The 22,670-nt window shown below is 40.1% G+C and carries 24 protein-coding genes and 1 pseudogene; 14 read left to right on the plus strand and 11 right to left on the minus strand.

All coding sequences use genetic code 11. The features are described from left to right. Nucleotides 1-248: 248 nt before the first annotated feature. The 3 genes from K0A91_RS09100 (at nt 249) to K0A91_RS09110 (ending at nt 3,403) form a co-directional block, all read left to right on the plus strand. Complete coding sequence (locus tag K0A91_RS09100) at nt 249-839, plus strand: hypothetical protein (protein ID WP_295009872.1); 591 nt, start codon at nt 249-251, stop codon at nt 837-839. Between the two features lie 58 nt (nt 840-897). Beyond that, entirely contained in the window at nt 898-1,344 is a 447-nt protein-coding gene (locus K0A91_RS09105) for a DUF3015 family protein (protein ID WP_295009873.1), read from the plus strand. 586 nt (nt 1,345-1,930) lie between these two features. Beyond that, nucleotides 1,931-3,403, plus strand: a complete 1,473-nt coding sequence (locus tag K0A91_RS09110) for a DUF4105 domain-containing protein (RefSeq protein WP_295009874.1) — start codon at nt 1,931-1,933, stop codon at nt 3,401-3,403. A gap of 6 nt (nt 3,404-3,409) precedes the next feature. Here K0A91_RS09110 and K0A91_RS09115 read toward each other — a convergent pair whose 3' ends face one another. Genes K0A91_RS09115 through recA form a run of 4 tightly spaced genes read right to left on the minus strand, consistent with a single transcriptional unit; the run spans nt 3,410 to nt 6,785 of the window. Further along, entirely contained in the window at nt 3,410-4,093 is a 684-nt protein-coding gene (locus K0A91_RS09115) for an AMIN domain-containing protein (RefSeq protein WP_295009875.1), read from the minus strand. Nucleotides 4,094-4,138: 45 nt separating this feature from the next. Beyond that, a complete protein-coding gene (locus K0A91_RS09120) occupies nt 4,139-4,417 on the minus strand; it encodes a hypothetical protein (protein WP_295009876.1) in 279 nt (92 codons plus the stop codon). A gap of 8 nt (nt 4,418-4,425) precedes the next feature. Next, the gene (gene eno, locus K0A91_RS09125; RefSeq protein ID WP_295009877.1) at nt 4,426-5,691 is read right to left on the minus strand and encodes a phosphopyruvate hydratase; all 1,266 of its coding nucleotides are present in this window, start codon (nt 5,689-5,691) and stop codon (nt 4,426-4,428) included. Between the two features lie 56 nt (nt 5,692-5,747). Next, nucleotides 5,748-6,785 (minus strand): recombinase RecA, encoded by a 1,038-nt coding sequence (recA, locus tag K0A91_RS09130; protein WP_295009878.1) that lies wholly within the window; start codon nt 6,783-6,785, stop codon nt 5,748-5,750. Between the two features lie 269 nt (nt 6,786-7,054). On the opposite strand from recA, the gene K0A91_RS09135 reads away from it, so the two are divergent. The 4 genes from K0A91_RS09135 (at nt 7,055) to K0A91_RS09150 (ending at nt 11,421) form a co-directional block, all read left to right on the plus strand. Beyond that, nucleotides 7,055-9,385, plus strand: a complete 2,331-nt coding sequence (locus K0A91_RS09135) for an EAL domain-containing protein (protein ID WP_295009879.1) — start codon at nt 7,055-7,057, stop codon at nt 9,383-9,385. 88 nt (nt 9,386-9,473) lie between these two features. Beyond that, nucleotides 9,474-10,337, plus strand: a complete 864-nt coding sequence (locus K0A91_RS09140; protein ID WP_295009880.1) for an MqnA/MqnD/SBP family protein — start codon at nt 9,474-9,476, stop codon at nt 10,335-10,337. Continuing rightward, nucleotides 10,337-10,603: a flagellar biosynthesis protein FliQ gene (gene fliQ, locus K0A91_RS09145; RefSeq protein WP_295009881.1), complete on the plus strand. Its 267-nt coding sequence runs from the start codon at nt 10,337-10,339 to the stop codon at nt 10,601-10,603. The genes K0A91_RS09140 and fliQ overlap by 1 nt, the downstream gene beginning before the upstream one ends. Beyond that, nucleotides 10,603-11,421, plus strand: coding sequence for a UDP-N-acetylmuramate dehydrogenase (locus tag K0A91_RS09150; RefSeq protein ID WP_295009882.1), 819 nt, complete (start codon nt 10,603-10,605; stop codon nt 11,419-11,421). The genes fliQ and K0A91_RS09150 overlap by 1 nt, the downstream gene beginning before the upstream one ends. Nucleotides 11,422-11,519: 98 nt before the next feature. Here the strand turns inward: K0A91_RS09150 and K0A91_RS09155 are convergent, their stop codons facing one another. Both K0A91_RS09155 and K0A91_RS09160 read right to left on the minus strand, forming a co-directional pair. Then, nucleotides 11,520-12,494 (minus strand): iron-sulfur cluster assembly scaffold protein, encoded by a 975-nt coding sequence (locus K0A91_RS09155; protein ID WP_295009883.1) that lies wholly within the window; start codon nt 12,492-12,494, stop codon nt 11,520-11,522. Nucleotides 12,495-12,653: 159 nt separating this feature from the next. Further along, complete coding sequence (locus tag K0A91_RS09160) at nt 12,654-13,865, minus strand: NifS family cysteine desulfurase (RefSeq protein WP_295009884.1); 1,212 nt, start codon at nt 13,863-13,865, stop codon at nt 12,654-12,656. Between the two features lie 162 nt (nt 13,866-14,027). On the opposite strand from K0A91_RS09160, the gene K0A91_RS09165 reads away from it, so the two are divergent. Beyond that, nucleotides 14,028-14,558: a hypothetical protein gene (locus tag K0A91_RS09165; RefSeq protein WP_295009885.1), complete on the plus strand. Its 531-nt coding sequence runs from the start codon at nt 14,028-14,030 to the stop codon at nt 14,556-14,558. Here the strand turns inward: K0A91_RS09165 and K0A91_RS09170 are convergent. Then, on the minus strand, nt 14,542-15,231 hold the full coding sequence (locus tag K0A91_RS09170; protein WP_295009886.1) for a pseudouridine synthase: 690 nt from the start codon (nt 15,229-15,231) through the stop codon (nt 14,542-14,544). The genes K0A91_RS09165 and K0A91_RS09170 overlap by 17 nt on opposite strands. A 103-nt stretch (nt 15,232-15,334) precedes the next feature. Between K0A91_RS09170 and K0A91_RS09175 the strand changes: the two genes are divergently transcribed. The 6 genes from K0A91_RS09175 (at nt 15,335) to K0A91_RS09200 (ending at nt 20,279) form a co-directional block, all read left to right on the plus strand. Continuing rightward, nucleotides 15,335-16,594, plus strand: coding sequence for a 3-isopropylmalate dehydratase large subunit (locus K0A91_RS09175; protein ID WP_295009887.1), 1,260 nt, complete (start codon nt 15,335-15,337; stop codon nt 16,592-16,594). 75 nt (nt 16,595-16,669) lie between these two features. Then, nucleotides 16,670-17,848, plus strand: a complete 1,179-nt coding sequence (locus K0A91_RS09180; protein ID WP_295009888.1) for an OmpA family protein — start codon at nt 16,670-16,672, stop codon at nt 17,846-17,848. Further along, on the plus strand, nt 17,849-18,421 hold the full coding sequence (gene mobA / locus K0A91_RS09185; RefSeq protein ID WP_295009889.1) for a molybdenum cofactor guanylyltransferase MobA: 573 nt from the start codon (nt 17,849-17,851) through the stop codon (nt 18,419-18,421). A gap of 149 nt (nt 18,422-18,570) precedes the next feature. Continuing rightward, nucleotides 18,571-19,041, plus strand: a complete 471-nt coding sequence (gene moaC, locus K0A91_RS09190) for a cyclic pyranopterin monophosphate synthase MoaC (protein WP_295009890.1) — start codon at nt 18,571-18,573, stop codon at nt 19,039-19,041. After that, nucleotides 19,022-19,291: a DUF493 domain-containing protein gene (locus K0A91_RS09195; protein ID WP_295009891.1), complete on the plus strand. Its 270-nt coding sequence runs from the start codon at nt 19,022-19,024 to the stop codon at nt 19,289-19,291. The genes moaC and K0A91_RS09195 overlap by 20 nt, the downstream gene beginning before the upstream one ends. A 13-nt stretch (nt 19,292-19,304) precedes the next feature. Beyond that, entirely contained in the window at nt 19,305-20,279 is a 975-nt protein-coding gene (locus K0A91_RS09200; RefSeq protein ID WP_295009892.1) for a DUF6781 family protein, read from the plus strand. A gap of 14 nt (nt 20,280-20,293) precedes the next feature. Here the strand turns inward: K0A91_RS09200 and aroC are convergent, their stop codons facing one another. The 4 genes and pseudogenes from aroC to K0A91_RS09220 form a co-directional block, all read right to left on the minus strand. Continuing rightward, complete coding sequence (gene aroC / locus K0A91_RS09205) at nt 20,294-21,367, minus strand: chorismate synthase (protein WP_295009893.1); 1,074 nt, start codon at nt 21,365-21,367, stop codon at nt 20,294-20,296. Then, nucleotides 21,364-22,044 (minus strand): ribonuclease III, encoded by a 681-nt coding sequence (gene rnc, locus K0A91_RS09210; protein ID WP_295009894.1) that lies wholly within the window; start codon nt 22,042-22,044, stop codon nt 21,364-21,366. The genes aroC and rnc overlap by 4 nt, the downstream gene beginning before the upstream one ends. After that, nucleotides 22,041-22,472 carry a ribonuclease HI gene (gene rnhA, locus K0A91_RS09215; RefSeq protein WP_295009895.1) on the minus strand — a complete coding sequence of 144 codons (432 nt, stop codon included), beginning with the start codon at nt 22,470-22,472 and terminating at the stop codon, nt 22,041-22,043. The genes rnc and rnhA overlap by 4 nt, the downstream gene beginning before the upstream one ends. After that, nucleotides 22,447-22,670, minus strand: a pseudogene (locus K0A91_RS09220) (hypothetical protein); the annotation flags it as partial. The gene rnhA and the pseudogene K0A91_RS09220, both read right to left, overlap by 26 nt.

The raw sequence follows: 22,670 nt of genomic DNA on the forward strand, positions 1-22,670 counted from the left end.
CATTGTAAAGCCTATTTGATTGATGTTTTGTATTGTTTTTTTGGTAAAAAATTATACCATTTACACGATTTCAAAAGGCTTTTTAAAATTTAAATTAGCTTAAATTATTGGTTGTTTGTGGGAATCTGCAAGTGGCTCAATAGTATCATTTTAGATTAAATTTTCTCTATGTTATCAATTTTATCTATTTTAACAAATTATGATATTATTATTGCCATAAATTTAGAGCATGCTCAAAGGTCTGCACAATGAAACATTTAAAATTAATTATCGGCCTGCTTCTTGTAGTCGTCATCTTTTCAGGATTTTGGTCGGGAAAAAGCAAAAAAGAGATAAAAGAAGAGAATAGAGTTGAGAGAGTCGAGCGCATAAAAACCAACAACGAAACACTGCAGCTACTATACAAATATGCGCCAGAATCCAGACAAATGCTTCTTCGTTCCTACGGGTACGCAACGTTTAGCAATATTGGCGTAAATCTTCTCATCTTTTCGGCAGAAGGGGGAAAAGGGATGGCTCATAACAATAGAACAGGCGTAAACACCTATATGAATATGGCTTCGGGTGGGGTTGGCCTTGGTCTTGGGGTTAAGGATTTCAGGGCGGTTTTTCTCTTTGAGAACAAAAAGGCTTATGATACTTTTGTAAGGTCTGGCTGGGAAGCAAACGCACAGGCAGATGCTGCTGCAAAATATGAAGATAGCGGAGGGTCAATAAATGCCGCTGAGACAGTTGCTCCCGGGATAAGACTCTATAAAATGACCAAAAACGGTTTAGCTCTGCAAGCTACAGTTCAGGGCACTAAGTATTGGAAAGATAAAGAGTTAAATAAAAACTAATTTTTCATTAAGCTTATAAATCTTACAATAGTTCGATTTTAACTTAAAGGAGCGTTCAATGAAAAAAATTTTAGTAAGTATAGCTGCGGTTATAGCGCTAAGCTCATCTGCAATGGCAGGTGTAAATAGTCAAACTGGTTGTGGCCTTGGTTCTATGATTATTAAGGATGATTCAAGTGCCGTATTGTTGGCTCTTCAGGCTACAACGAACGGTATATTTGGTAACCAGACATTCGGTATCACTTCAGGAACTTTGGGTTGTCAAAAAACTCAGCTTGTTATGAATGAGAGAGCCGAAGAGTTTGTTGCTTCAAATATGGATCAGCTTGCAAAAGAGATTGCGCAGGGTCATGGTGAGAGTGTTGACACATTGGCGGAGCTTTTAGAAGTTTCTGACAAGGCGACTTTCTCTGCTTCACTTCAAGCAAACTACAATAGCATCTACACTAGCCAAAACGCTAAGATGGCTGATGTTTTAGACAATATCTCTACAACTTCTCTATAAGTAACTGACCTTACGCACTTTTCTAATAAAGAGCGTAAAGTCTCAGTTTTTCTCCCCTATCCGAGAGATAGGGGTAGCTTCAGGGGGTTGTAGGGACTCTAATCCCTGCCACAAAACGAAGTTTCTTTAGAAAAACGGACGAGTTCGTTTTGGTGCGTAACATCAGTAAGTAACTACAAACAGACGGGAAGCCCGTCTGTTTTGGACAAATCTCTCTTCTTAGGAAATTTCCATTTTAAACAAATCTCTTTTTATTATCATTTTTTTCATTAGTTTTTTAGATGCTTCTGCTGAGCTTTATAAACAAAAAGCAGATGAATTATATCTATCTGATTCAAGATACTGGGGTATCCTTCTTCATATAGAAGATGGAGTTAGCCAGATTGATGATGAAAGATTCTTTTTATCAAATGATGGCAAAACCAATGCAAAAAATGAGCTTTATGCTACAATCGATGCACTTTTAAATGAGAAGAGGTTTGATGACAACTCCACTGCTTGCAGATTTCCGGCAAGAAAAGCTTGGCTACAAGAGGAGCTTGGCATTGAAAATTTTCCGGATGTAACCTGCACTCAGTATGACAAGGTGCTAGAGCGGCTAAATCCAAAATCGGTAACGCTGGTTTTTCCATCGGCTCATATAAACTCTCCAGCCTCCATGTTTGGGCACACATTTCTGCGCATAAACTCTAGCTACAATTCTAAACTTCTCTCTTATGCGGTAAACTATGCCGCTGATGCAAACCCTGATGAAGAGAATGCGGTAATGTTTGCCATACAAGGGCTTTTTGGGGGCTACTTCGGAAAATATTCAATGCTTCCCTATTATGAGAAGCTAAAAGAGTATAGAGACAGCGAGCAGAGAGATATTTGGGAGTACGACCTAGAGCTTAACGAGGAAGAGGTTCTTCGGATGGTAAAGCACATTTGGGAGCTTAATGAGACGCACTCCTACTACTATTTTTTTACCGAGAACTGTTCATACAATATGCTCTGGTTTTTAGAAGCCGCAAGACCTAGTTTGAATTTGAGAAAATATTTTAGATTTGAGGTCATACCACTTGAAACTGCTCATGCGACAAAGGCCGAGGGGATAATAAAAAATAGTTTTTACAGACCCTCCAAAAGAACAACACTCTTAAAGTATGAAGAACTTATAGACAAAGAGTATATCAGACTTCCAATTATGCTCTCAAACTCTGCATTAAATGTCACAGAAATTATAGAGAATCAAGAGATTGAAGACCAGCAAAAAAGATATATTCTTGAAGCTTCAATTGAGCTGCTTGAGTATAACTTCAGTAAAAGCAAAATAGAAAAAGAGAAATATTTGGAGCTCTTTCATGTGTTATCAAAAGCAAGAGCCTCACTGGGACAAGGCAAGAAGCTTGAGATAAAAACTCCGCCAAACCCAATAGAGAGCCACCAGGCCATAAGAGCATCAGTTGGAGGCGGAGTTAGAGATGGAAAAGCAATCGGATTTTTGGGTGTACGCCCTGCATATCACGACTTAGAGGATAGCAACTACGGTTTTTTAAGAGGCACACAGATAGAGTTTTTAAATCTTGAACTCTCCTACCGTGATAGTGACTTGGACGTTGAAGAGGCAACAATTCTCTCCATCATCTCTCTTGCCCAAAGGTCAGAGTTTTTTGAAAATCTCTCTTGGAGAACAAAGTTTGGATGGGACAGAAACTCGCTTGACACTAGTGCTAATTTCATAGGCACAGTAGGTGTTGGTCTTAGCTGGGGAAACGAGTTTGGCTATACCTACATAATGGCTGACCCGCTCTTTTATCTTGCTGGTGAGTTCAAATCTGCAATCGGCGGCTCAATAGGTCTGGTCTTTGACAAACATAGTTATATGAGCACAAACATAGAAGCTACAAGAAGATGGTACGACAGCGGTGAAGAGCAAAATCTATTTGCTTTGTCACAAAACTTTAGAGTATCTCAAAACATACAGTTAAAATTTAAATATGACTACAAAGAGAGGGCTCTATTTGAAAATAGCTACAATGAGGACACTTTAAGGGTTTATCTGAATTTCTACTTTTAAATATTACTATTTTAACTCTACAAAATAGCCATCGGCAACTTTTTTGAAATCGTATCTGTAGTGACCGTCGAGTTCTACAACAACCCTGTAGTATCCATCATGATTGCCTATCCTCACCCTTTTAAAGATATTGCCCTCAACCTTTTTAATATAGCTTTTCATATCTGTCTCTTTTTTAAAGTCGATAACTATTCTATGCGGATTTACGAGTAAAAAATTTCTTATCGCCTCATCGCTAGTTGTTAATTTTAGACTTTTTGAGGATGAAGATATCTTTAAAAAAGGGATAGAGACGATATTTTCAAACTTTGCCTCTTTTGTTTTTGGTGTACTTTTCTTTTGAACAACAGGAACAACGGGAGTAACAGGTGCGGTTTCTGGCTTGATACTATTAGTGGTTTCTGCATAACTTTGCGATATGAAAATAGGAAGATGCCAATCAACGGAGTTATCAAGTTCTACGCTTTTGTTCTCAACTGAACCGTCTAAATTTTTAAACTCTATCGTAACCTTTTGAAGTACTCTTGCTTGTGTAGGAAGCGTTATTGTAGCTCTCTTAAGAGGCGTCTGCTCGCTCTGCTCATTTGTTGTTACAGGTATGTCCTTTTCGCCTATGGATGGGAAAAACGGATTTTCTCTTGCATGCAGCGTGCATAACAGTAAAGTAGATATAAATAAAGCTCTAATCAAAACTACCCCTAATTATATTTATCTGTATTATATCAAGTTTAAATGCTATTTTGCAGAAATCTCTTTTAACTCAAAATACTCTCTTTGAAGCTCTGCATTTTCATCTTTTAGTCGGCTTATCTCTTGTTGCAGATGCTCTTCGTAGTCCTGAAGTCCCATATAGACCTCTAGAGAGTTTGCCCCATACAAAAGAAGCCCTACATAGACACCAATGGCAAGAACTAAAAAAAGAAGAACCAAAAACTTTGTTAAAGATAGCCCCAAATATCTCTGCGTAATGCTTTGAGTATCGTCTATCCCCTCATAAAGTTCTTCATTGCCCATAATGATTCTTAGTTAAAAAGCTTTGAACCTAGATACTCACCGTAAACTACTTCGTTTTCTATCTCTAATAGACGGTTATATTTAGCTGTTCTCTCTCCGCGTGCAGTTGAGCCTGTTTTAATCTCGCCACAGTTTAGAGCAACTGCAAAATCTGCAATAAACGCATCCTCACTCTCGCCTGAACGGTGACTCATTACGCATTTGTAACCGTTTCTTTGAGCAAGGCGAACTGTCTGCATAGTCTCGCTTACTGAGCCGATTTGGTTTGGCTTGATAAGAATAGAGTTAGCAATACCTTTTTGTATACCCTCATTAAGTATGCTTGCATTTGTAACAAACAAGTCATCTCCTACAAGCTGAACTTTGCTTCCCAACTTTTCGGTTAAAAGCTTCCAGCCGTCCCAGTCATCTTCGCTTAAGCCGTCTTCAATTGATACGATTGGATATTTGCTGCATAAATCAACGTAATAATCAACAAGCTGTGCAGATGTAACGGTTCTGTTTTCGCTCTCAAGTCTGTATCCGCCATCAGCCACAAGTTCACTAGCCGCAACGTCAAGAGCGATAGCCATCTGCTCTCCAGCTTTGTATCCTGCTTTTTCTATCGCTTGCATGATGATTTGTATCGGCTCTTCGTTAGAGCTTAAATCAGGTGCGAAACCGCCCTCGTCTCCGAGTGCCGTATTGTGTTTTTTAGCTTTTAAAATAGCTTTTAAATTGTGATATACCTCTGCGCTTGCTTGAAGAGAAGTAGCAAAATCTTCAAAACCGACAGGCATAATCATATACTCTTGAAAGTCAACAGAGTTGTCAGCGTGTGAGCCGCCGTTGATAATATTTAGCATAGGAGTAGGCATAACCATAGCATTTGCACCGCCAAGGTAGCGATAAAGCGGGATACCAAGGCTCTGTGCAGCAGCGCGTGCGACAGCCATAGAGACACCAAGAACCGCATTGGCTCCAAGATTGCCGTAGTTGTCAGTTCGGTCAAGCTCTTTCATGGCAGCATCGATTACTGCCTGATTAAATGGAGACATACCCATTAAAACATCTGAAATCTGACTATTTACATTTTCAACTGCTCTTAAAACACCCTTGCCCATGTATCTGCTTCCGCCATCACGAAGCTCTAACGCTTCGCGCTTGCCTGTGCTCGCGCCCGATGGCACGATTGCGCTTGCTCTAGTTCCATCACTAAGTTCTACTGTTGCTTTTACCGTCGGGTTTCCGCGAGAATCCATTACTTCTATTGCGCTTACATTATCAATATACATTTTTTATTTACCTCTTTTAATCTATTAAAAAATTTATCTATTTAACAGAAAACGGGTTACAAATCCGCTTCTGCTATATCTACGGTGTCCATGGTCATAAGGTCACTCATTCCCATGGCCTCTTTAATTTTCTCTTCTACCTCTTGCGCCAAGACAGGGTCTTCTTTAAACTTAACCTTGACATTTTCACGTCCCTGACCAAGTTTCGTCTCTCCATAAGAGAACCATGCGCCGCTTTTGTCGATAATATCAAGCTTTACGCCATAATCGACAAGTTCACCCTCTTTGGAGATTCCTTCGCCGAACATTATATCAAACTCAGCCTGACGAAACGGAGGCGCCACTTTGTTTTTTATAACTTTAGCTTTTACGCGATTGCCTATTTGGCTCTCGCCCTGCTTTAGGGACGCTATACGTCTGACATCTATACGCACGGAAGCGTAAAACTTAAGCGCATTTCCGCCCGTCGTAGTCTCAGGCGAACCGTAACCCATCATCCCTATTTTCATACGAATCTGATTAATAAATATAACGGTACAGTTCATTTTATGCAAAACACCTGTCAGTTTACGAAGAGCTTTTGACATCAAACGTGCCTGAACACCAACGTTTTGATCAGACATTTCGCCCTCAATCTCTGACTTTGGAGTAAGGGCTGCAACCGAGTCGATAACTATTAAATCTATCGCTCCGCTTCTGGCAATAGTCTCCACGATGTCCAACGCCTGCTCACCGTAGTCAGGCTGAGATACAAGAAGATTAGCCACATCCACGCCAAGATTTTTAGCATATCCGACATCAAGAGCGTGTTCCGCGTCTATAAACGCACATATTCCACCAGCCTTTTGGCACTCTGCCGTTATTTGAAGTGCTAATGTTGTTTTACCGGAGCTCTCAGGTCCATAAATCTCAACAACCCTGCCTTGAGGTACACCGCCTATGCCAAGAGCCAAATCAAGCCCAAGAGAGCCCGTGCTTATTGATGCGATAGGAACAATCTCCTTGTCGCCAAGTCTCATAAGAGCACCCTTGCCAAATGCCTTGTCAATCTGTTTCATAGCTAAGTCTAATGATTTTTGTTTGTTTGCGTCCATTTTCGGCTCACTTATATTAAATTTAGACTTATTATATGTCAATTTTATATTTCCATTAAATTATATGGCAATTTGCCATATAATTTATATAAAAATTTTCTATATAAATTAATGGGATTTTATCCATATTTTGTTAAATCGTGGTTTATAAAAAAGTATCATTTTAACTATTTTTATGAAAAATTAGATTAAATTATATCGACTTTCTTGATAAGCAACCAAACTATCAAGTATACTTCTGATTCAATTTTAACAACAGAACTGAGTAAATGGCTAAAATAAAACAACTATCTTCTCTTCAACAGCCTCTAATATTTGTCTCGGTAGTTTGGCTGATTCTTGGATTTCTATTCGTCAATTACAAAGTTGACGATTTGAGATACGAAAAATATAAAGATATATCCACAGATATGCAAAACAGGCTAAAGGGCCTTATCAAAGAGAAGCAAGAAGCTACTCTGGTTGTCTCCTTTGCCATCGCAAACAATCAAACCATCAGAGATGCGCTGCTTAATAACTCTATTTCAGGTTTAAATCTGGATAAATTTTCCGACGAACTCTCAAAATACACATCTCTTCAAAACAGTTGGTTTCAGCTATCTACGCATGAGGGAAAAAGTTTTTATAGAAGCTGGACGGACAAAAGAGGCGATGACCTAACGGCTATAAGAAAAGATATTGTAGAGATGGTAAACAACCCTGCACCAACCTCATCTATCAGTCCGGGTCTCTTTAATTTGACATTTAAAGCGATGGTGCCGATTTTTGAAGATGGAAGATTTATAGGAACTATTGAGACAATCTCCGACTTTAACTCAGTTGCCAAGATGATGACGCAAGAGGGCTATGAAACTTTACTGCTGGTTGACAAAAGCTACAAAAAACTACTTCTTGACCCCTCCTCCAAGAACTACATCGGCGACTACTATTTAGCAAACAGCGATATAAATAATCAACATGTGGAAATTATTAAAAACATAACAGTAGAGCATGTAGTAAACTGGGCATCATTCTACATAGACGAAGAGCAAGAACATCTTATAAGCACATACCATCTTCATGATAAACTAGACAAAGAGCTTGCCTACTTCGTTATATTCAAAGATTTAAAAGATATAGATTTTAGCGATATTACCAGAACAACGCAGAGCCTTATACTTTTTATTCTCTCTATTTTTCTATTCCTGATTGGAATATACTACTTCTTTTACACCAAAAAACAAAAAGAGTATATACAAGAGATGAATATACACTTGGAGAAGAAAGTTCAGACAAGAAATCAAGCTTTGATAAAACAGAGCAAAAAACTTGAACATGTCTCACAGTATGACTCTCTGACAAAGCTTCCAAACAGAGCTCTGCTTATCAATAAACTAAAGAGAAGCATAGAAAAAGCAAGGGGAAATAAACAGAGCATAACAATTCTTTTTCTTGATTTGGACAGATTTAAAGAGATAAACGACACATATAGCCATGAGGTTGGGGATACACTTCTCAAAAAAATAGCCGACAAACTTAAAACCTTCATAGACGAGAGTGACACCATAGCAAGATTTGGCGGGGATGAGTTTACAATCATTCTTAACAATGCAAATGATACCCAAACTATGGAGCTTGTAGCCAATATCACGGATGCAATGCATGATGCGATAAGTGTTGACAATTTAAGACTGCACACGACGTTTAGCATAGGAATCAGCACATTCCCGCAAGACGGCGAGAGTGCAGAGATACTTCTTAGAAATGCAGATACGGCAATGTACGGAGCAAAGAGCAGCGGAAAAAACAGATATCAATTTTACAATGCAAAAATGACAGAACTTGCTTTTGAGAGAGTGCTTCTAGAGAGCAATCTCAGAAAAGCTATCAAAGAGAATGAGTTTGAGGCCTATTTCCAGCCAAAAATTGATGCAACCACGCAAAAAGTAATCGGGCTTGAGGCTCTTATTAGATGGAGACATCCTGAGCTTGGACTAATAGCGCCTGCGAAATTTATCCCTTTTGCCGAAGATATAGGTCTTATTATTGAGATTGACAAATGGATGATGAGAGTAGCCACTGCATATATTTTAGAGTGTAAAAAAGAGAATATAACCACAGGAAAACTCTCCATAAATGCTTCTGCTAAACAGATTGAAGACAAAGGGTACATAGATGATTTAAAGAGTTTTATAAATGAGAGCGGTGTTGACACAAAAGATCTCGAAATCGAGATAACAGAGGGGCTTATTATGAAAAATACCGCTCAAGTCATCTCTGTGCTTAAGAGCATAAAAGATCTTGGCATATCCATCTCAATAGATGATTTTGGAACTGGCTACTCCTCTCTCTCATACATAAAACGGCTTCCGATTGACAAACTAAAGATAGACCGCAGTTTTATAAAAGATATCCCTGAGGACAAAGAGGATATTGCTATAGTCAGAACTATTATAGCGCTTGCTAACAACCTCTCTCTTGAGCTTATAGCCGAAGGTGTTGAGACACAAGAGCAGGTAGATTTTCTGGTAAGAGAGGGGTGTGTAAACATTCAGGGCTATTTCTACTCTAAACCTCTTTGTGCAAATGAATGCAAAGATTTTTTAATCAGCCACATGTGATATTAAATGAAATTTATATAATAATTTATCCTTATTTGGCTAAAATCAGATTTATATTTTTAATCTCTATCGACCATGGACAGACAACTTGAAAAAAACTCTTATAGCACACTCACCCGATGCCGATGACATATTTATGTACTATGCGATTAAATTTGGCTGGGTGGATATGAACGGTGTCAAGTTTGACAACATTGCCGAAGATATCCAGACGCTAAATGAAAAAGCGCTAAACGGAGTCTATGAGATAGTTGCTATAAGCTTTGCGCTCTATCCGCACATTAAAGAAGATTATGCTCTTTTGCGAACTGCTGTCAGTTTTGGCGACGGATATGGACCAAAAGTAATCAAGAAAAAAGGTGTTACACTAAAGCGCAACTTCAAAGTCGCACTCAGCGGAGAGCACACTACAAATGCGATGCTTTTTCGTATAGCCTACCCAGATGCAAGAGTGACTTATATGAATTTTCTTGAGATAGAAGATGCGGTCTTGGAGGGTAGAGTTGATGCTGGGGTACTAATTCATGAGAGCATTTTAACCTATAACAGTGAACTTGAGGTTGAGCGAGAGATGTGGGATATCTGGCAGGAGCTCGCCGGAGATGAGCTTCCTCTTCCTCTTGGCGGAATGGCTATAAGCCGTTCAATCCCGCTTAACAAAGCAATAGAGTATGAAGCTACTCTGACAAAAGCGGTTCGTGTTGCAAGAGAACATAAACATAAACTCTCTGAGATGCTCTTAGAGAGAAGCCTTGTACGAATAGATGCACCAACGCTTGATAAGTACCTTGAACTCTACGCCAACGACGATTCTGTTACACTGAGCGAGATTCAGTACAGAGCGATTAACAAACTATTTGAGATAGGCTACAAACACGGCTTTTATGACGCACCCACAAAAGCGGAAGATTTTATGATACCTGCCCAATATAAAGAGATAAGAGACTCATAATGGAAGCAAAACTAATAGCTCTTGGGATTGAGACATTTAAAATAGCTCTTATGCTTGCTCTTCCTGGACTTTTAACCGGTATGTTTATAGGTCTTGCCGTAAGTATTTTTCAAGCTACCACGCAGATTAACGAGATGACGCTGAGCTTTATTCCTAAAATTATCGGTGTTGTTATTGTTATCATTTTAACCATGCCATGGATGCTAAATGTTATGATAGATTTCTCTATGGAGATATTTAATATGATGCCAACATTTGTAGAGTAATGAAGATACAAAGTATAAATTTCTCTAAATTTTCCTCTATTAAAATTGGAGGCTCTTTGGATGTTTCAATACTTGAAGATTGCACTCAAAATTATAAAGATTGCTACATTATCGGCTCATGCAACAACATTCTCATAGGCACAAAGCCTCCGCCACTTTTAAAACTATCCAAAAAATATGACTATATCAAGATAGAGAACAGCACACTTAAAATAGGTGCTGCCACACCATCTGGAAAAATAGCCTCATTTTGCAAAAAAAACAATATTGCCAACTTTGAATTTCTCTCTCATCTTCCCGGGACTTTAGGCGGTCTTGTCTTTATGAATGCGGGACTTAAAGAGTATGAGATATTTAACAACCTTATCTCGATTGTGACATGCGACGCTGTTTTAGACAAGAGAGAGATAAAGTACGGATATAGATTTACCGACATTAAAAATCCTATTTTAGAGGCTACATTTGAGCTTGCGCACGGATTTGACACCGAAAAACTATCTATGTTTAAGGCTATGCGCCAAAACCAGCCATCAACTCCGAGCGCGGGAAGCTGTTTTAAAAACCCACATGGTGATTATGCAGGCAGACTTATTGAGGCTGTCGGACTTAAAGGCTTTAGAGTCGGCGGTATGGAGTTTAGCTCACACCATGCAAACTTTTTGGTAAACATAGAAAACGGCATATTTGATGATGCGATATATCTTATAAAAGAGGCTCAAAAAAGAGTTTACAAAGAGTTTAATATTTGGCTTGAGTGCGAAATTGCAGTTTTGGATATAAGATATATGGGTGAGAGTTCGCCGCTTTTTCGACCGTAACTCTTTAAAAACTTGTTTTTCATAGCTTTAGGAGGATGCAAGGGACAATTTGCCCCTGCCAATAAAACGGACGAGTTCGTTTTATTGCGTAACATTAATTATATTGGTAACACTCTGATTTTTTTAGAGAGTTTCTCTTTTAGAGTTGATTCGATTGCGTAAAGAGTTCCTGTTGCAGAACTTGCACATCCGTTACATGCACCCAAATATCTGATATACACATCGATATAGTCGTCACTCGACTTGACGTCGATTACTTCCATATCTCCACCGTCCATAATTAAAAACTGGCGAACACTCTCATCTATCTGAGCATCAATAGCTTTAATCTGCTGAACCAGAGTCATTGACTCAAAGTTGCCTTTTGCACCTGCATCAGCAGCCGCCCTCATTTTCTCTTCATCCATCTCACGACGAGTATCTCTTAAAATATCCACTAGATAGTACTCCCTTTTTTCATGTCCGCCAGGTCTTATACAGCTTTTACAAAAACCGCCGGCTTTTGTATAGTCGGTAATCTGCTCGATTGTCGTTAAGTCGTTTAATTTGATAACCTCTTGAAGTGTTTTTAAACTTACGCGCGCGCACTCACAAACAATAATCTCCTCTTCAAAACTCTCAGAATCAACACCCATGTAAAGTCCTGCAGCTTTTTTGATAACATCATATGCCATAACTGAACAGTGCATCTTTTGAGGCGGAACGGCAGGAGTATCAGGATTGTCTCTTAGAGCAAACTCAACATCTATATTTGTTATCTTTACCGCCTCTTGAACGGTTTTGCCGATACAAAGTTCAGTCATAACATCTGAGCTTGCAATAGCAGTTCCGCATCCAAAACTTTTAAATTTAGAGTTTACGATTACATCTGTTTTCGGGTCAACTTCCCAGTAAAGACGAACTGCGTCTCCACAGCTCTCAGCACCGAAGTCTGCAACAATCAGCCTGTTTGAGTGTGCTGCAGCTTCTTCCTCAGTTATCTCACCCTGATGCTTTGGGTTGTTCATCAAAGTTGTTACTTTATTTGAGTAGGCATCCCATAAAGAAGCGCCTAATAAATCATTCTTTGCCATAATATATAGTCCTTTAATTTATTTCATAAATTCAAGGGAACCTTTTCCCCTGTTTTGTCCGCAAAAGGAACACGTCCCTTTTGCTTCGCTAGCCGCTGTGGCACTGAAGCTTGACACATCCGTGTCAGATAATTTCATACATTTATAATTTTTATCTACTTAATGGTGTAGTTCGCACGCTTTAGACTCGCCGCCTAAAGTTGGCTGCACCTTTGCGAATGAGCTCGAAATCGCTCTTAAGCGCGCAACCGCTTTTTTAAAGTGTGCGATAGTATAGTCAATTTCGCTATCAGTTGTAAAGCGGCTAAGGCTTAAGCGGATACCTGTGTGTGCAAGCTCGCTATCAGCGCCGATTGCAAGCATTACGGTATTTGCCTGAAGATCTTCACTGGCACATGCGCTTCCCGTAGAAGCTCCTATCTGGCCATTGTTTAAGTCCCAAAGCATTCCCTCGCCCTCAACGCCTCTGATTGATATCAAAATAGTGTTCGGTGTTCGGTGTTCGCGGTCCCCTACTACAAAAGTATCGCTCAGTTCTAAAAGCGCATCTTCAAGACGGTCTCTTTTTGCTCTTATGGAAGCCATCTTCTCTTCTATATCCGTAGTTGCAAGCTCTATTGCTTTGCCCATTGCCACGATATATGGAACATTAAGCGTTCCCGAGCGGCGACCGCCCATATGTTCGCCTCCGTTTAGAAGCGGAGATAGCGGCTGCGAATTTCTAATATAAAGTGCGCCCACCCCTTTTGGACCGTGAAACTTGTGTGCACTCATCGAAACAAAATCTACATGTACATCTTGCAAGTCAACAGGAATCTTGCCCACAGCCTGAACTCCGTCAGAGTGAAAAAGCACGCCCTTCTCTTTACAAATCTCGCCTATCTCTTTTATAGGAAATATCATTCCAGTCTCGTTTGAAGCCCACATTACCGACACTAGAGCAGTTTTGTCGGTTATGAAACTTCTAACCACATGCGGCTCTACCACGCCCTCAGAGTTTACAGGCAAATATGTTACCTTTACACCCTCGTTCTCAAGAGCTCTGCATGTTGCAAGAACTGATGGATGCTCAACTTCAGTCGTGATGATATGATTTTTTTCACCATTTACTATATAGTCGCTAAAGATGGATTTTAAAACCCAGTTGTTTGACTCCGTTGCACAAGAAGTAAAAATGATATCATCACTCTCGCTCGCATTAAGCGCCTTGTACATCTGGTCTATCGCTTTGCTTATTGCCGGATGCGACGCCGTACCAAATTTATGAAGCGAGTTCGGGTTGCCGTAAATCTCGCTAAAAAATGGCTGCATAACTTCTACTACCTGCGGATCAACCATAGTCGTAGCGTTATTATCTAAGTAAACTTTCATGTTTTACCTCACTAAATTGAGCTGTTTTAATTAAGACAATATTTGTCTTCTTTTGCTTTTGACATAATAATAGTTTTGTTATTACGATATGCTTAAGCCAAACTGTATTTATGGAATAGTTAAGCTATAATTATACTTAAATTAATAGAATAGGAATAATTTATGTGCAATTTTAACAAACAGAGCGAAAATACGAAAGCGCTAATACATCTGCTGCTAAAGAAGTGTGCGGATGCAGTCGGCGGCGCCAACTCTCTTTTAGGAGTTGTAGAGGCGATGAAAGAGAAAAAACCAAATGCTCTAATAGTAAATACATGTAAAGTCGATTCAAAAGAGCTTAAAATTTCGTGGAACAAGATAATTTTCAAGGATAAATTCGATGTTTTAGAAGAGGTTGTGCGCTCTCGCAAAAGCTCGGATGAGAAAGAGTTTAACATATTAGAGAACGATAGCCTCAAAAAAAAGAAAAAAATCATCAATATGGTAAAAACTTTGGCACCTATAGAGTTTACGGTAATAGTCAAAAACTCTGAGGAGCTCGACGGATTTAACTTTAAAATTTTTGAAAAGATTGAGGAGAGTTGTGTAACGATAAACCCTCTTTTTGCGGCTATGTTTTTCTGCTCAACAGAGTATATGAAAAAAGCCCTAAAGTATGAGATTTATGATTTGGATGTCAAAGACGACCAATAACTCTGAACTCGGAGGGTTGTAAATCCTCTACGCTAAACTCCCCAAAGCTGACTCTGTGCAGCGCAATCACCCTGTTTCCGACAGCGCCAAACATCCGCTTGACCTGATGGTATCTTCCCTCGCAAATATCGAGTCTTACTAGAGTTGGAGTTATAACCTCCATTTTTGCACTTTGTAGCGGTTTTTTCTCGCCGTGAAGCATCAGCTCTCCGCTTGCAAAAATCTCCGCCTCATCGCCTCTAAGAGACTGTGCAAGCGTAGCTTCATACACCTTTGGAAGATCACTTTTTGGACTGGTAAGTTTGTGGTTTAACTCTCCGTCATCGCTTAGCAAAATAGCGCCCGTTGTATCTGCATCCAACCTGCCAATCGTCGAGACTTTTGGATTTCTGTTTTGCCATCTTTGAGGCAGAAGAGAGTAGATAAGCACTCCTGCATCACTGTGCGAGCAGACTACTCCGCTTGGCTTGTTCATCAAAATCAGCAAGCTCTCATCATCAAGTCTCTCGCCATCGACTGTTATATCGTTGTGATAAGCTTTCTCCCTCACATCAAAAACTCTCACACCATCTATGCAGACCATATTTTTACTCAAAAACTTTTTTGCCTCGCTTCTTGTGCAGTATCCGAGGCTTGAGAGGTGTGCATCTACTCTTTTATAGCTGTTTTGCATGCTTTACTACTTTTTTTTGAATATAACATTTTTTGGATTAAATTATATACAAAACAAAAATAGGTATAATCGCAAAATTATTTATATATTATAAAGGTTCATTATGGGACAAACTATAACTGAAAAAATATTCTCCGAACATGTCGGTCATGCTGTATATGCGGGTGAAATTATCCGCTGTAATATCGACATGGTTATCGGAAACGATATAACTACACCTATCTCTATCAGCGCTTTTAACCTAAGCGGTGCTACGAAACTCGCAAATCCAGACGGTTTTTCTATCGTTCTTGACCACTTTATCCCTGCAAAAGATATAGCAAGTGCAAATCAGGCACGTATCAGCCGTGACTTTGCAAAGAAACATAATTTAAAGAACTTTTTTGATGAAAAAGATATGGGAATAGAGCATGCGCTTCTGCCTGAAAAAGGGCTTGTTGTTCCTGGTGACGTTATCATCGGTGCAGACTCTCATACATGTACTCACGGAGCGCTTGGAGCGTTCTCTACCGGAATGGGCTCGACTGACTTGGCATTTGCTATGGTAACGGGCGGGAACTGGTTTAAAGTTCCCGAGTCTATCAAAGTAGTGCTTAGCGGAAAACCCGAAAAATATACAACAGGCAAGGATATCATTCTAGAGATTATCCGCATGATTGGTGTTGACGGCGCGCTTTACAAAACTCTGGAGTTTACAGGAAGCACAATTGCACACCTCACGATGGATGACAGATTTTCTATGTGCAACATGGCAATCGAAGCAGGTGCAAAAAGCGGGATAGTAGCTTATGATGATGTCACAAAAGAGTTTTTGGCTGACAAAAATTTAGCAAGGGAGCCTCGCATCCACCACTCAGACGCAGATGCAACTTACTGCACGGTTTTAGAGATAGATGTAGCCAATCTTGAGCCGGTAATTGCCTACCCGTTTTTACCGTCAAACGGACACTCTATCACTCAGGCTGTAAGCGACAAGATTAAAATAGATCAGGCCTTTATCGGTTCTTGTACCAATGGGCGCCTAAGTGATTTAAAAACTGCAGCAGAGATTTTAAAGGGCAAAAAAGTTCACCCTGATGTTCGCCTTATAGCGACTCCCGGAACTCAAAAAATCCTCAAAGAAGCATATAGACTTGGCTACATGGATATCATTATTGATGCAGGCGGTGTAGTTTCAAATCCTACATGCGGGGCTTGTCTTGGCGGATATATGGGCATACTTGGGGACAACGAAGTGGCTGTTTCTACAACAAACCGCAACTTCGTCGGCCGTATGGGCTCAAGAAGCTCAAAAGTTTATTTGGCAAACTCTGCGGTTGCGGCAATCTCCGCAATTACGGGCTATATATCTGATCCTAGATAGAGATTAACCTTAAAAAGTATAATATTTTTAAGATTGCAACCGATACGATAAAGCACCGAACATAAAGGAAAAGACATGAAAAAATTGCTACTAATCCCTGCTCTTCTCTTCAGCAGTGCGCTTATTGCGCAGGATTATAACTATGAAGTTACGCCGGTTATCGGTTACAACATTGCAGAGGGCAATCTTGACCTTGAAAACCAGACCCTGTTTGGAGCAGAGTTCCAATATAACGGCTGTGATATGCTTTTAAAGCCTGAAATTAGTATTCTTTATGCTGACGCTGATTATGAAAATTCTCCCATAGGCACTGATATATACCGTATTGCGATTAACGGTGTTCACGAATATGATGCTATCGGCATGTTTACTCCATTATCAAAAATAGGCGTAGGCTACGAGACAATCGACAAACATTTAGCAGACAATAAAGAGGGCGTATTTTTTGATGTCGGCGTAGGTGCAAAAATACCTTTTACCGATGCAATAGCTCTTAAGCTAGAAGCTATCTACATGTTAAAAAACAACGACAACAGATGGGATAACAATCTTGCTCTTTTAGCGGGTATAAATTTTGCATTTGGACCAAAAGCCGTAGCAGCAGTTTCGGCACCTGCACCAGCTCCGGTTGACGGCGACGATGATGATGACGGAGTAAAAAATTCTGTTGACAAATGTCCTGCCACTCCGTTTGGAAGAGCTGTAGATGCGCACGGCTGCTGCGCTGACGGTGATGATGACAATGACGGCGTGCTGAACTCTAAAGATTTATGCCCGACTACAGAATATGTAAGAGCAGTGGATACTGATGGCTGTTGTATTGATGGGGATGATGACCAAGACGGTGTACTAAACTCTGTTGACAAATGTCCTACAACTCCTAAAGGAAGCGTGGTTGACAGCGCAGGGTGTACAAAAATCGTAAATCTTCACATCAATTTCGAGACAGCTTCTTACACTATTGATGAAGCGTCAAAGCCAAATGTTGAAGCATTTGCGGATTTCTTAAAAGCAAGAAGCAACTTTGATGCAAAAATCATCGGTCATACGGACAGCGTAGGTTCTGTAGCTAATAACCAAAAGCTATCAGACAACAGAGCAAACAGAGTAAAAGAGATGCTTGTAGAGTATGGTATAGAAGCACATAGGATTACCACAGAGGGTATGGGTGAATCGGCTCCGACAGCTACAAATGACACTGCTGATGGCAGAGCACAAAACAGAAGAATAGAAGCAGAGTTAATCAAAAAATAGATGCTAGATACTCCATGCGTCATCTTTGCCGGCGGCAAATCAAGCCGAATGGGGAAGGATAAATCTCTTCTTCCCTTTGGCGCCTTCAACACACTGACTGAATTCCAACTCTTTCGCCTAAGCATAATTTTCAAAAACGTATATATCTCATGCAAAGATAAGTCAAAATTCGACTTTGAAGCCCAGTTCATAGAAGATATAAAAACGGACTCTATCTATGCACCTACTGCAGGATTTATCTCTGTTTTTGAGCATTTAAAGTGCGAAAGTTTTTTTGCCCTCAGCGTTGACTCTCCTTTTGTGTCCGAATATGAGATAGAAAAAATAGTTGCCTCAGACAAAACGGATGCAGATGCAACGGTTGCAAAAACGCCGCGCGGCACAGAACCTATGTGCGGAATATATCACATCTCAACCAAAGACAAATTTTCCTGCATGCTAAAAGAGAACAGCCATAAAATGGGGCAATTGCTCAACTCATCAAAGACTATCTATGTGGAGTTTGAAGATGAAAAACCTTTTCTAAACCTCAACCACCATCACGAATACAAAGAAGCCCTAGCCCTCCTTTAAAATTATTTTACTTTTGATATAATAGGATTTGTGCAAAACTAAAAACACTCTCACTAAGGCTTCACTTCGCTGCAGAATCGTTCGTTTAATTTTGAGTTTTGCAAGAACACAGATACAAAACTTTACAAGCAACTATTTTAGGAAATGATATGAATTTAACACATTTGGATGAAAAAGACAGACCGAAAATGGTCGACGTCTCAGAGAAAAACCAAACAACCAGAGTGGCAGTCGCAAGCGGAATTATAGAGATGAGCCAAGAGGCTTATGATGCTATCGTTACACAAAAAACAAAAAAAGGCCCAGTGCTTCAAACCGCCGTAATCGCCGCAATTATGGGAACAAAAAAGACAAGCGAGCTTATACCGATGTGCCATCCTCTAAACTTGAGCGGGATCAACTGCGATGTCAAAGAGCTCTCAGAACTTCCAGGGTTTAAGTTAACAGTCACTGCAAAACTTACCGGTCAGACTGGTGTCGAGATGGAAGCGCTCACCGGTACTAGCATAGGACTACTGACGATTTACGATATGGTAAAAGCGATAGACAAGGGGATGGTTATCCGCAACGTCCAACTTGAGAAAAAATCAGGAGGTAAAAGTGGAGATTTTGAGCGCTAGAGAAGAGAAACTTGAGCTTGTATATCCGTGCTCTTGGTCTTATAAACTGATTGCTTCTGAGGTAGAGGCGCTAAAGCAGGCTATAAGGGATGTGATTGACGAGAGGGAGCATAAGCTCACTCACTCAAAAAGCTCAAAAGGCGGGAAGTATATAAGTATGAACCTTGATATGCTTGTCCATAATGAAGATGACAGAAATTTCATCTATGCGGCGCTAAAAGCTCATCAACAGATAAAAATGGTACTTTAAAAAGGAGTCTACAATGAGTTTACAAGAGCTACAAAATATCGAATTTCAAAAGCTAAATTTTCAGGAAATGAAGGATATAACTGCTGAGATAGTAGAGGGCAAAACAAAAAAACTGCGCGATGAGCTTCAAGAGCTTCTTCTGCAAAAAGAGCTTATAGAGAAAAATCTGGAGAAGAAATCGTATGAGCTTCAAGGGACAAAGTATGCGATTTTCAATGATATAGAATCCCTTATAGACAAAGAGGATGCTCAGACACTATCAAAACTTCATCAGGTGAAACTTCAGTCAATCGATCTTTTTGATCTCCTTGGAGAAGCAGTCGAAGGTGCTATTATCACCGCTTTGGAAAAGTCAAAAGACAGTGAAGCCAAAGAGCTGATTCAAGAAGTTATTAAAGAGCTCACCTACCACACAATAAAAGAGGGTACGCTAAACACAATAAGAGTTAGAAAAATCCTCTCTACAATCCTTCACTCATCCATTGACATAGCAGAAGCTACACCAAATACATCTGAAGATATTTTGGAAGCTACACTAAGAGGCATGAGAGCAGGACTTCTTGAATCAATCGACAGATTCAAAAAGAGACTCGCATATATGCCGCTGGAAGCAAAGCATATCCTTATAGAAGATTACGACACTATTATGGAGGATTTAAACCAGACAGACACACTATTTTTACAAGTTGTACAGACACAAGCGAACGAAAGTAATCCTACCATAAGAAAAATCCTCATTGAGCTTAACAAGAAGATGCACTATGACCTTGAAGAGTTAATTCATATCTCAAAAGAGACTGCACAGGTTATGAGGGAGAGATTCTCTGCGCTTGCAAAAACAGCCGTTAAAAAAGCGGATACAGCTCTTAAGTCTGAAACAGCAAAAGAGGCAAAAAGAATGGGCATTCAAGCTTGGGGTATTGCAAAAACTGCCCTTAACAGTGCTATAAAATCTGCCAAAAACGCTCTTGAGCCAAAAGATAAATAGCGGTTTTAGAGCTGCTATTTATAATATTTAACCACCCTATCCATCTGGGAACCCATATTTAAAAGCAGCATGTCGGCAATTACAAGAGCCGCCATAGCTTCGCAGACTACTGTTCCTCTAACTGCAACACAAGGGTCATGTCGCCCTTTGAGCGAAAAATCAACCTCTTCATTTTTGCTTGTAACTGTTTTTTGCTCTTTAAAGATAGATGGTGTGGGCTTAAAGTAGACATTCATTACGATATCTTCACCATTGCTTATACCGCCTAAAATTCCGCCTGAGTGATTTGTCACAAAGCCGTCTGCTCTTATCTCATCATTGTTCTGAGATCCCTTTAACGACGCGCTTAATACTCCATCGCCTATCTCAACGGCTTTAACGGCATTTATCCCCATCATGGCATCCGCTAATATTGCGTCAAGCTTATAGTAAAGCGGCTGCCCTAAACTATTTGGTGCACCCTTAATCACTACTCTTGAGACTCCGCCAACAGAATCGTGTTCGTTTTTGGCTCTGAGTATCGCCTCTTTTTGCTCCTCCTCTTTGGAAGCATCAAGAGCATAGATTATACTTTTTTTTGCCGCTTCATAATCATAACTGAGCGCTTTAATGCCATCAACCTCGCAAATACCGCTTAGCACTTCAATGTCGAGTTCCCTGAGCATAAGTTTTGCAATAGCACCCGCAGCAACCCTCGCCACAGTCTCGCGCGCAGAACTTCTTCCTCCGCCACGGTAATCTCTTATGCCGTATTTGTAAAAGTATGTAAAATCAGCATGACCCGGGCGAAAGACATCTTTGATGTTTGAGTAGTCTTTGGATTTTTGGTCCGTATTGTATATGACCATCGCGATAGGCGTTCCGGTGCTTTTTCCCTCAAACACACCGCTTAGTATCTCGACTTTGTCTTCCTCTTTTCTGGCAGTTTCAAACTCGCTTTTCCCCGGTTTTCTTCTATCTAGTTCGCTTTGTATAAACTCTTCATCAATATAAACTCCTGCAGGAACCCCGTCAAGCAAACATCCGATAGCCTTGCCGTGCGACTCTCCAAAAGTGCTTATTCTTAATTTTTGCCCAAAACTATTCACTGTTCATCCTTTAGCATTTTGACTGCCATCTCTGCCGCCTCTTGCTGAGCGATTTTTTTGCTCTTTCCGATAGCTCTTGCGTACTCTTTGTTCTCTATAATTACCGCCACCTCGAACTCTTTTTTATGGTCAGGTCCTCGGCTCGCAACTACTCTGTACTCAGGAGTCTCTCCGAATCTCGCTTGTGTTAGCTCTTGAAGTGTTGTTTTAAAATCCCTAAATAGCGAATCAAGCGATATCTCCTTATGATTTCTTTCTATCAAATTTATCGCTATTTTTCTAACGGTATCCAATCCGGACTCTAGGTAGATAGCTCCCATTATCGCCTCAAATGCGTTTGAGAGAAGTGATGCTTTCTCTCTTCCGCCGTTATTCTCCTCAGCATTTGAGAGCTGAATATATGCACCAAGGTCTATGGAGCGGGCAAGCTTTTCAAAACCGTCCTCATTTACCAGCGAAGCTCTTATTTTCGAGAGTTTTCCCTCATCAGAAGTTGGAAATTTGAAAAATAGATACTCTCCAACAATAAGATCCAAAACAGCATCGCCTAAAAATTCAAGTCGCTCATTATCGTAGGGCTGCTTGTGGCTTTTATGCGTCAGCGCTTCGATAATGAGCTTATCATTCTTAAACTTATAACCTAAAATTTTCTCTAAAACTTCTATATTTTTACTCATTTTATTGCCTCTTTCATTTTCTGGGCCTCCTCTTTTGCCAAAATATCACATCTCTCATTTTCAATGTGTCCGTTATGCCCTCTAACCCAGATTGCATTTATAATATGTCCTTTTGAAACGTCCAGATAATCCATCCACAAATCAGGGTTTTTCACCTTTTTAAAATCTCTCTTTATCCAACCGTCAAGCCACTCGTTTATTCCCTTTACCACGTATGAAGAGTCCGAGATTATCTCCACCCTGCATGGCTCTCTGAGCGCTCTAAGCCCCTCAATAACCGCCAGCAGCTCCATTCTGTTGTTAGTAGTATGAACTTCGCCGCCACTTACCTCCCTCTCTTTATCCCCATATCTGAGTATCGCCGCATATCCACCCGGACCTGGATTTCCAAGGGCGCTGCCGTCACTGAAAAGAGTTATTTTCTTCACTGAAATCCTTGTGATAATCTCTAACGATAGAGAGTTCCGCTCTTGATGTATCTATGGCATGACAGCTGCTACAGCGATGAAATGCAAAGGGAAACACAACTTTGCAGCTGTTGCAGATATACTCAAAACCCAGCGTTGCATTAGCCTTTGAATCAAGGTTTATAAGCACGTCAAGCTCAAAAATAGAGCTCTTCGTTG

Source organism: Sulfurimonas sp. (assembly GCF_019429335.1).
Classification (GTDB): Bacteria; Campylobacterota; Campylobacteria; order Campylobacterales; family Sulfurimonadaceae; genus Sulfurimonas.

What these genes read in the sequence shown, in the direction of transcription:
- K0A91_RS09100 (WP_295009872.1), top strand. Translation starts at nt 249, where the DNA reads ATGAAACATTTAAAATTAATTATCGGCCTGCTTCTTGTAGTCGTCATC.
- K0A91_RS09105 (WP_295009873.1), top strand. Translation starts at nt 898, where the DNA reads ATGAAAAAAATTTTAGTAAGTATAGCTGCGGTTATAGCGCTAAGCTCA.
- K0A91_RS09120 (WP_295009876.1), bottom strand. Translation starts at nt 4,417, where the DNA reads ATGGGCAATGAAGAACTTTATGAGGGGATAGACGATACTCAAAGCATT.
- eno (WP_295009877.1), bottom strand. Translation starts at nt 5,691, where the DNA reads ATGTATATTGATAATGTAAGCGCAATAGAAGTAATGGATTCTCGCGGA.
- recA (WP_295009878.1), bottom strand. Translation starts at nt 6,785, where the DNA reads ATGGACGCAAACAAACAAAAATCATTAGACTTAGCTATGAAACAGATT.
- K0A91_RS09135 (WP_295009879.1), top strand. Translation starts at nt 7,055, where the DNA reads ATGGCTAAAATAAAACAACTATCTTCTCTTCAACAGCCTCTAATATTT.
- fliQ (WP_295009881.1), top strand. Translation starts at nt 10,337, where the DNA reads ATGGAAGCAAAACTAATAGCTCTTGGGATTGAGACATTTAAAATAGCT.
- K0A91_RS09150 (WP_295009882.1), top strand. Translation starts at nt 10,603, where the DNA reads ATGAAGATACAAAGTATAAATTTCTCTAAATTTTCCTCTATTAAAATT.
- K0A91_RS09155 (WP_295009883.1), bottom strand. Translation starts at nt 12,494, where the DNA reads ATGGCAAAGAATGATTTATTAGGCGCTTCTTTATGGGATGCCTACTCA.
- K0A91_RS09160 (WP_295009884.1), bottom strand. Translation starts at nt 13,865, where the DNA reads ATGAAAGTTTACTTAGATAATAACGCTACGACTATGGTTGATCCGCAG.
- K0A91_RS09165 (WP_295009885.1), top strand. Translation starts at nt 14,028, where the DNA reads ATGTGCAATTTTAACAAACAGAGCGAAAATACGAAAGCGCTAATACAT.
- K0A91_RS09170 (WP_295009886.1), bottom strand. Translation starts at nt 15,231, where the DNA reads ATGCAAAACAGCTATAAAAGAGTAGATGCACACCTCTCAAGCCTCGGA.
- K0A91_RS09175 (WP_295009887.1), top strand. Translation starts at nt 15,335, where the DNA reads ATGGGACAAACTATAACTGAAAAAATATTCTCCGAACATGTCGGTCAT.
- K0A91_RS09180 (WP_295009888.1), top strand. Translation starts at nt 16,670, where the DNA reads ATGAAAAAATTGCTACTAATCCCTGCTCTTCTCTTCAGCAGTGCGCTT.
- mobA (WP_295009889.1), top strand. Translation starts at nt 17,849, where the DNA reads ATGCTAGATACTCCATGCGTCATCTTTGCCGGCGGCAAATCAAGCCGA.
- moaC (WP_295009890.1), top strand. Translation starts at nt 18,571, where the DNA reads ATGAATTTAACACATTTGGATGAAAAAGACAGACCGAAAATGGTCGAC.
- K0A91_RS09200 (WP_295009892.1), top strand. Translation starts at nt 19,305, where the DNA reads ATGAGTTTACAAGAGCTACAAAATATCGAATTTCAAAAGCTAAATTTT.
- rnc (WP_295009894.1), bottom strand. Translation starts at nt 22,044, where the DNA reads ATGAGTAAAAATATAGAAGTTTTAGAGAAAATTTTAGGTTATAAGTTT.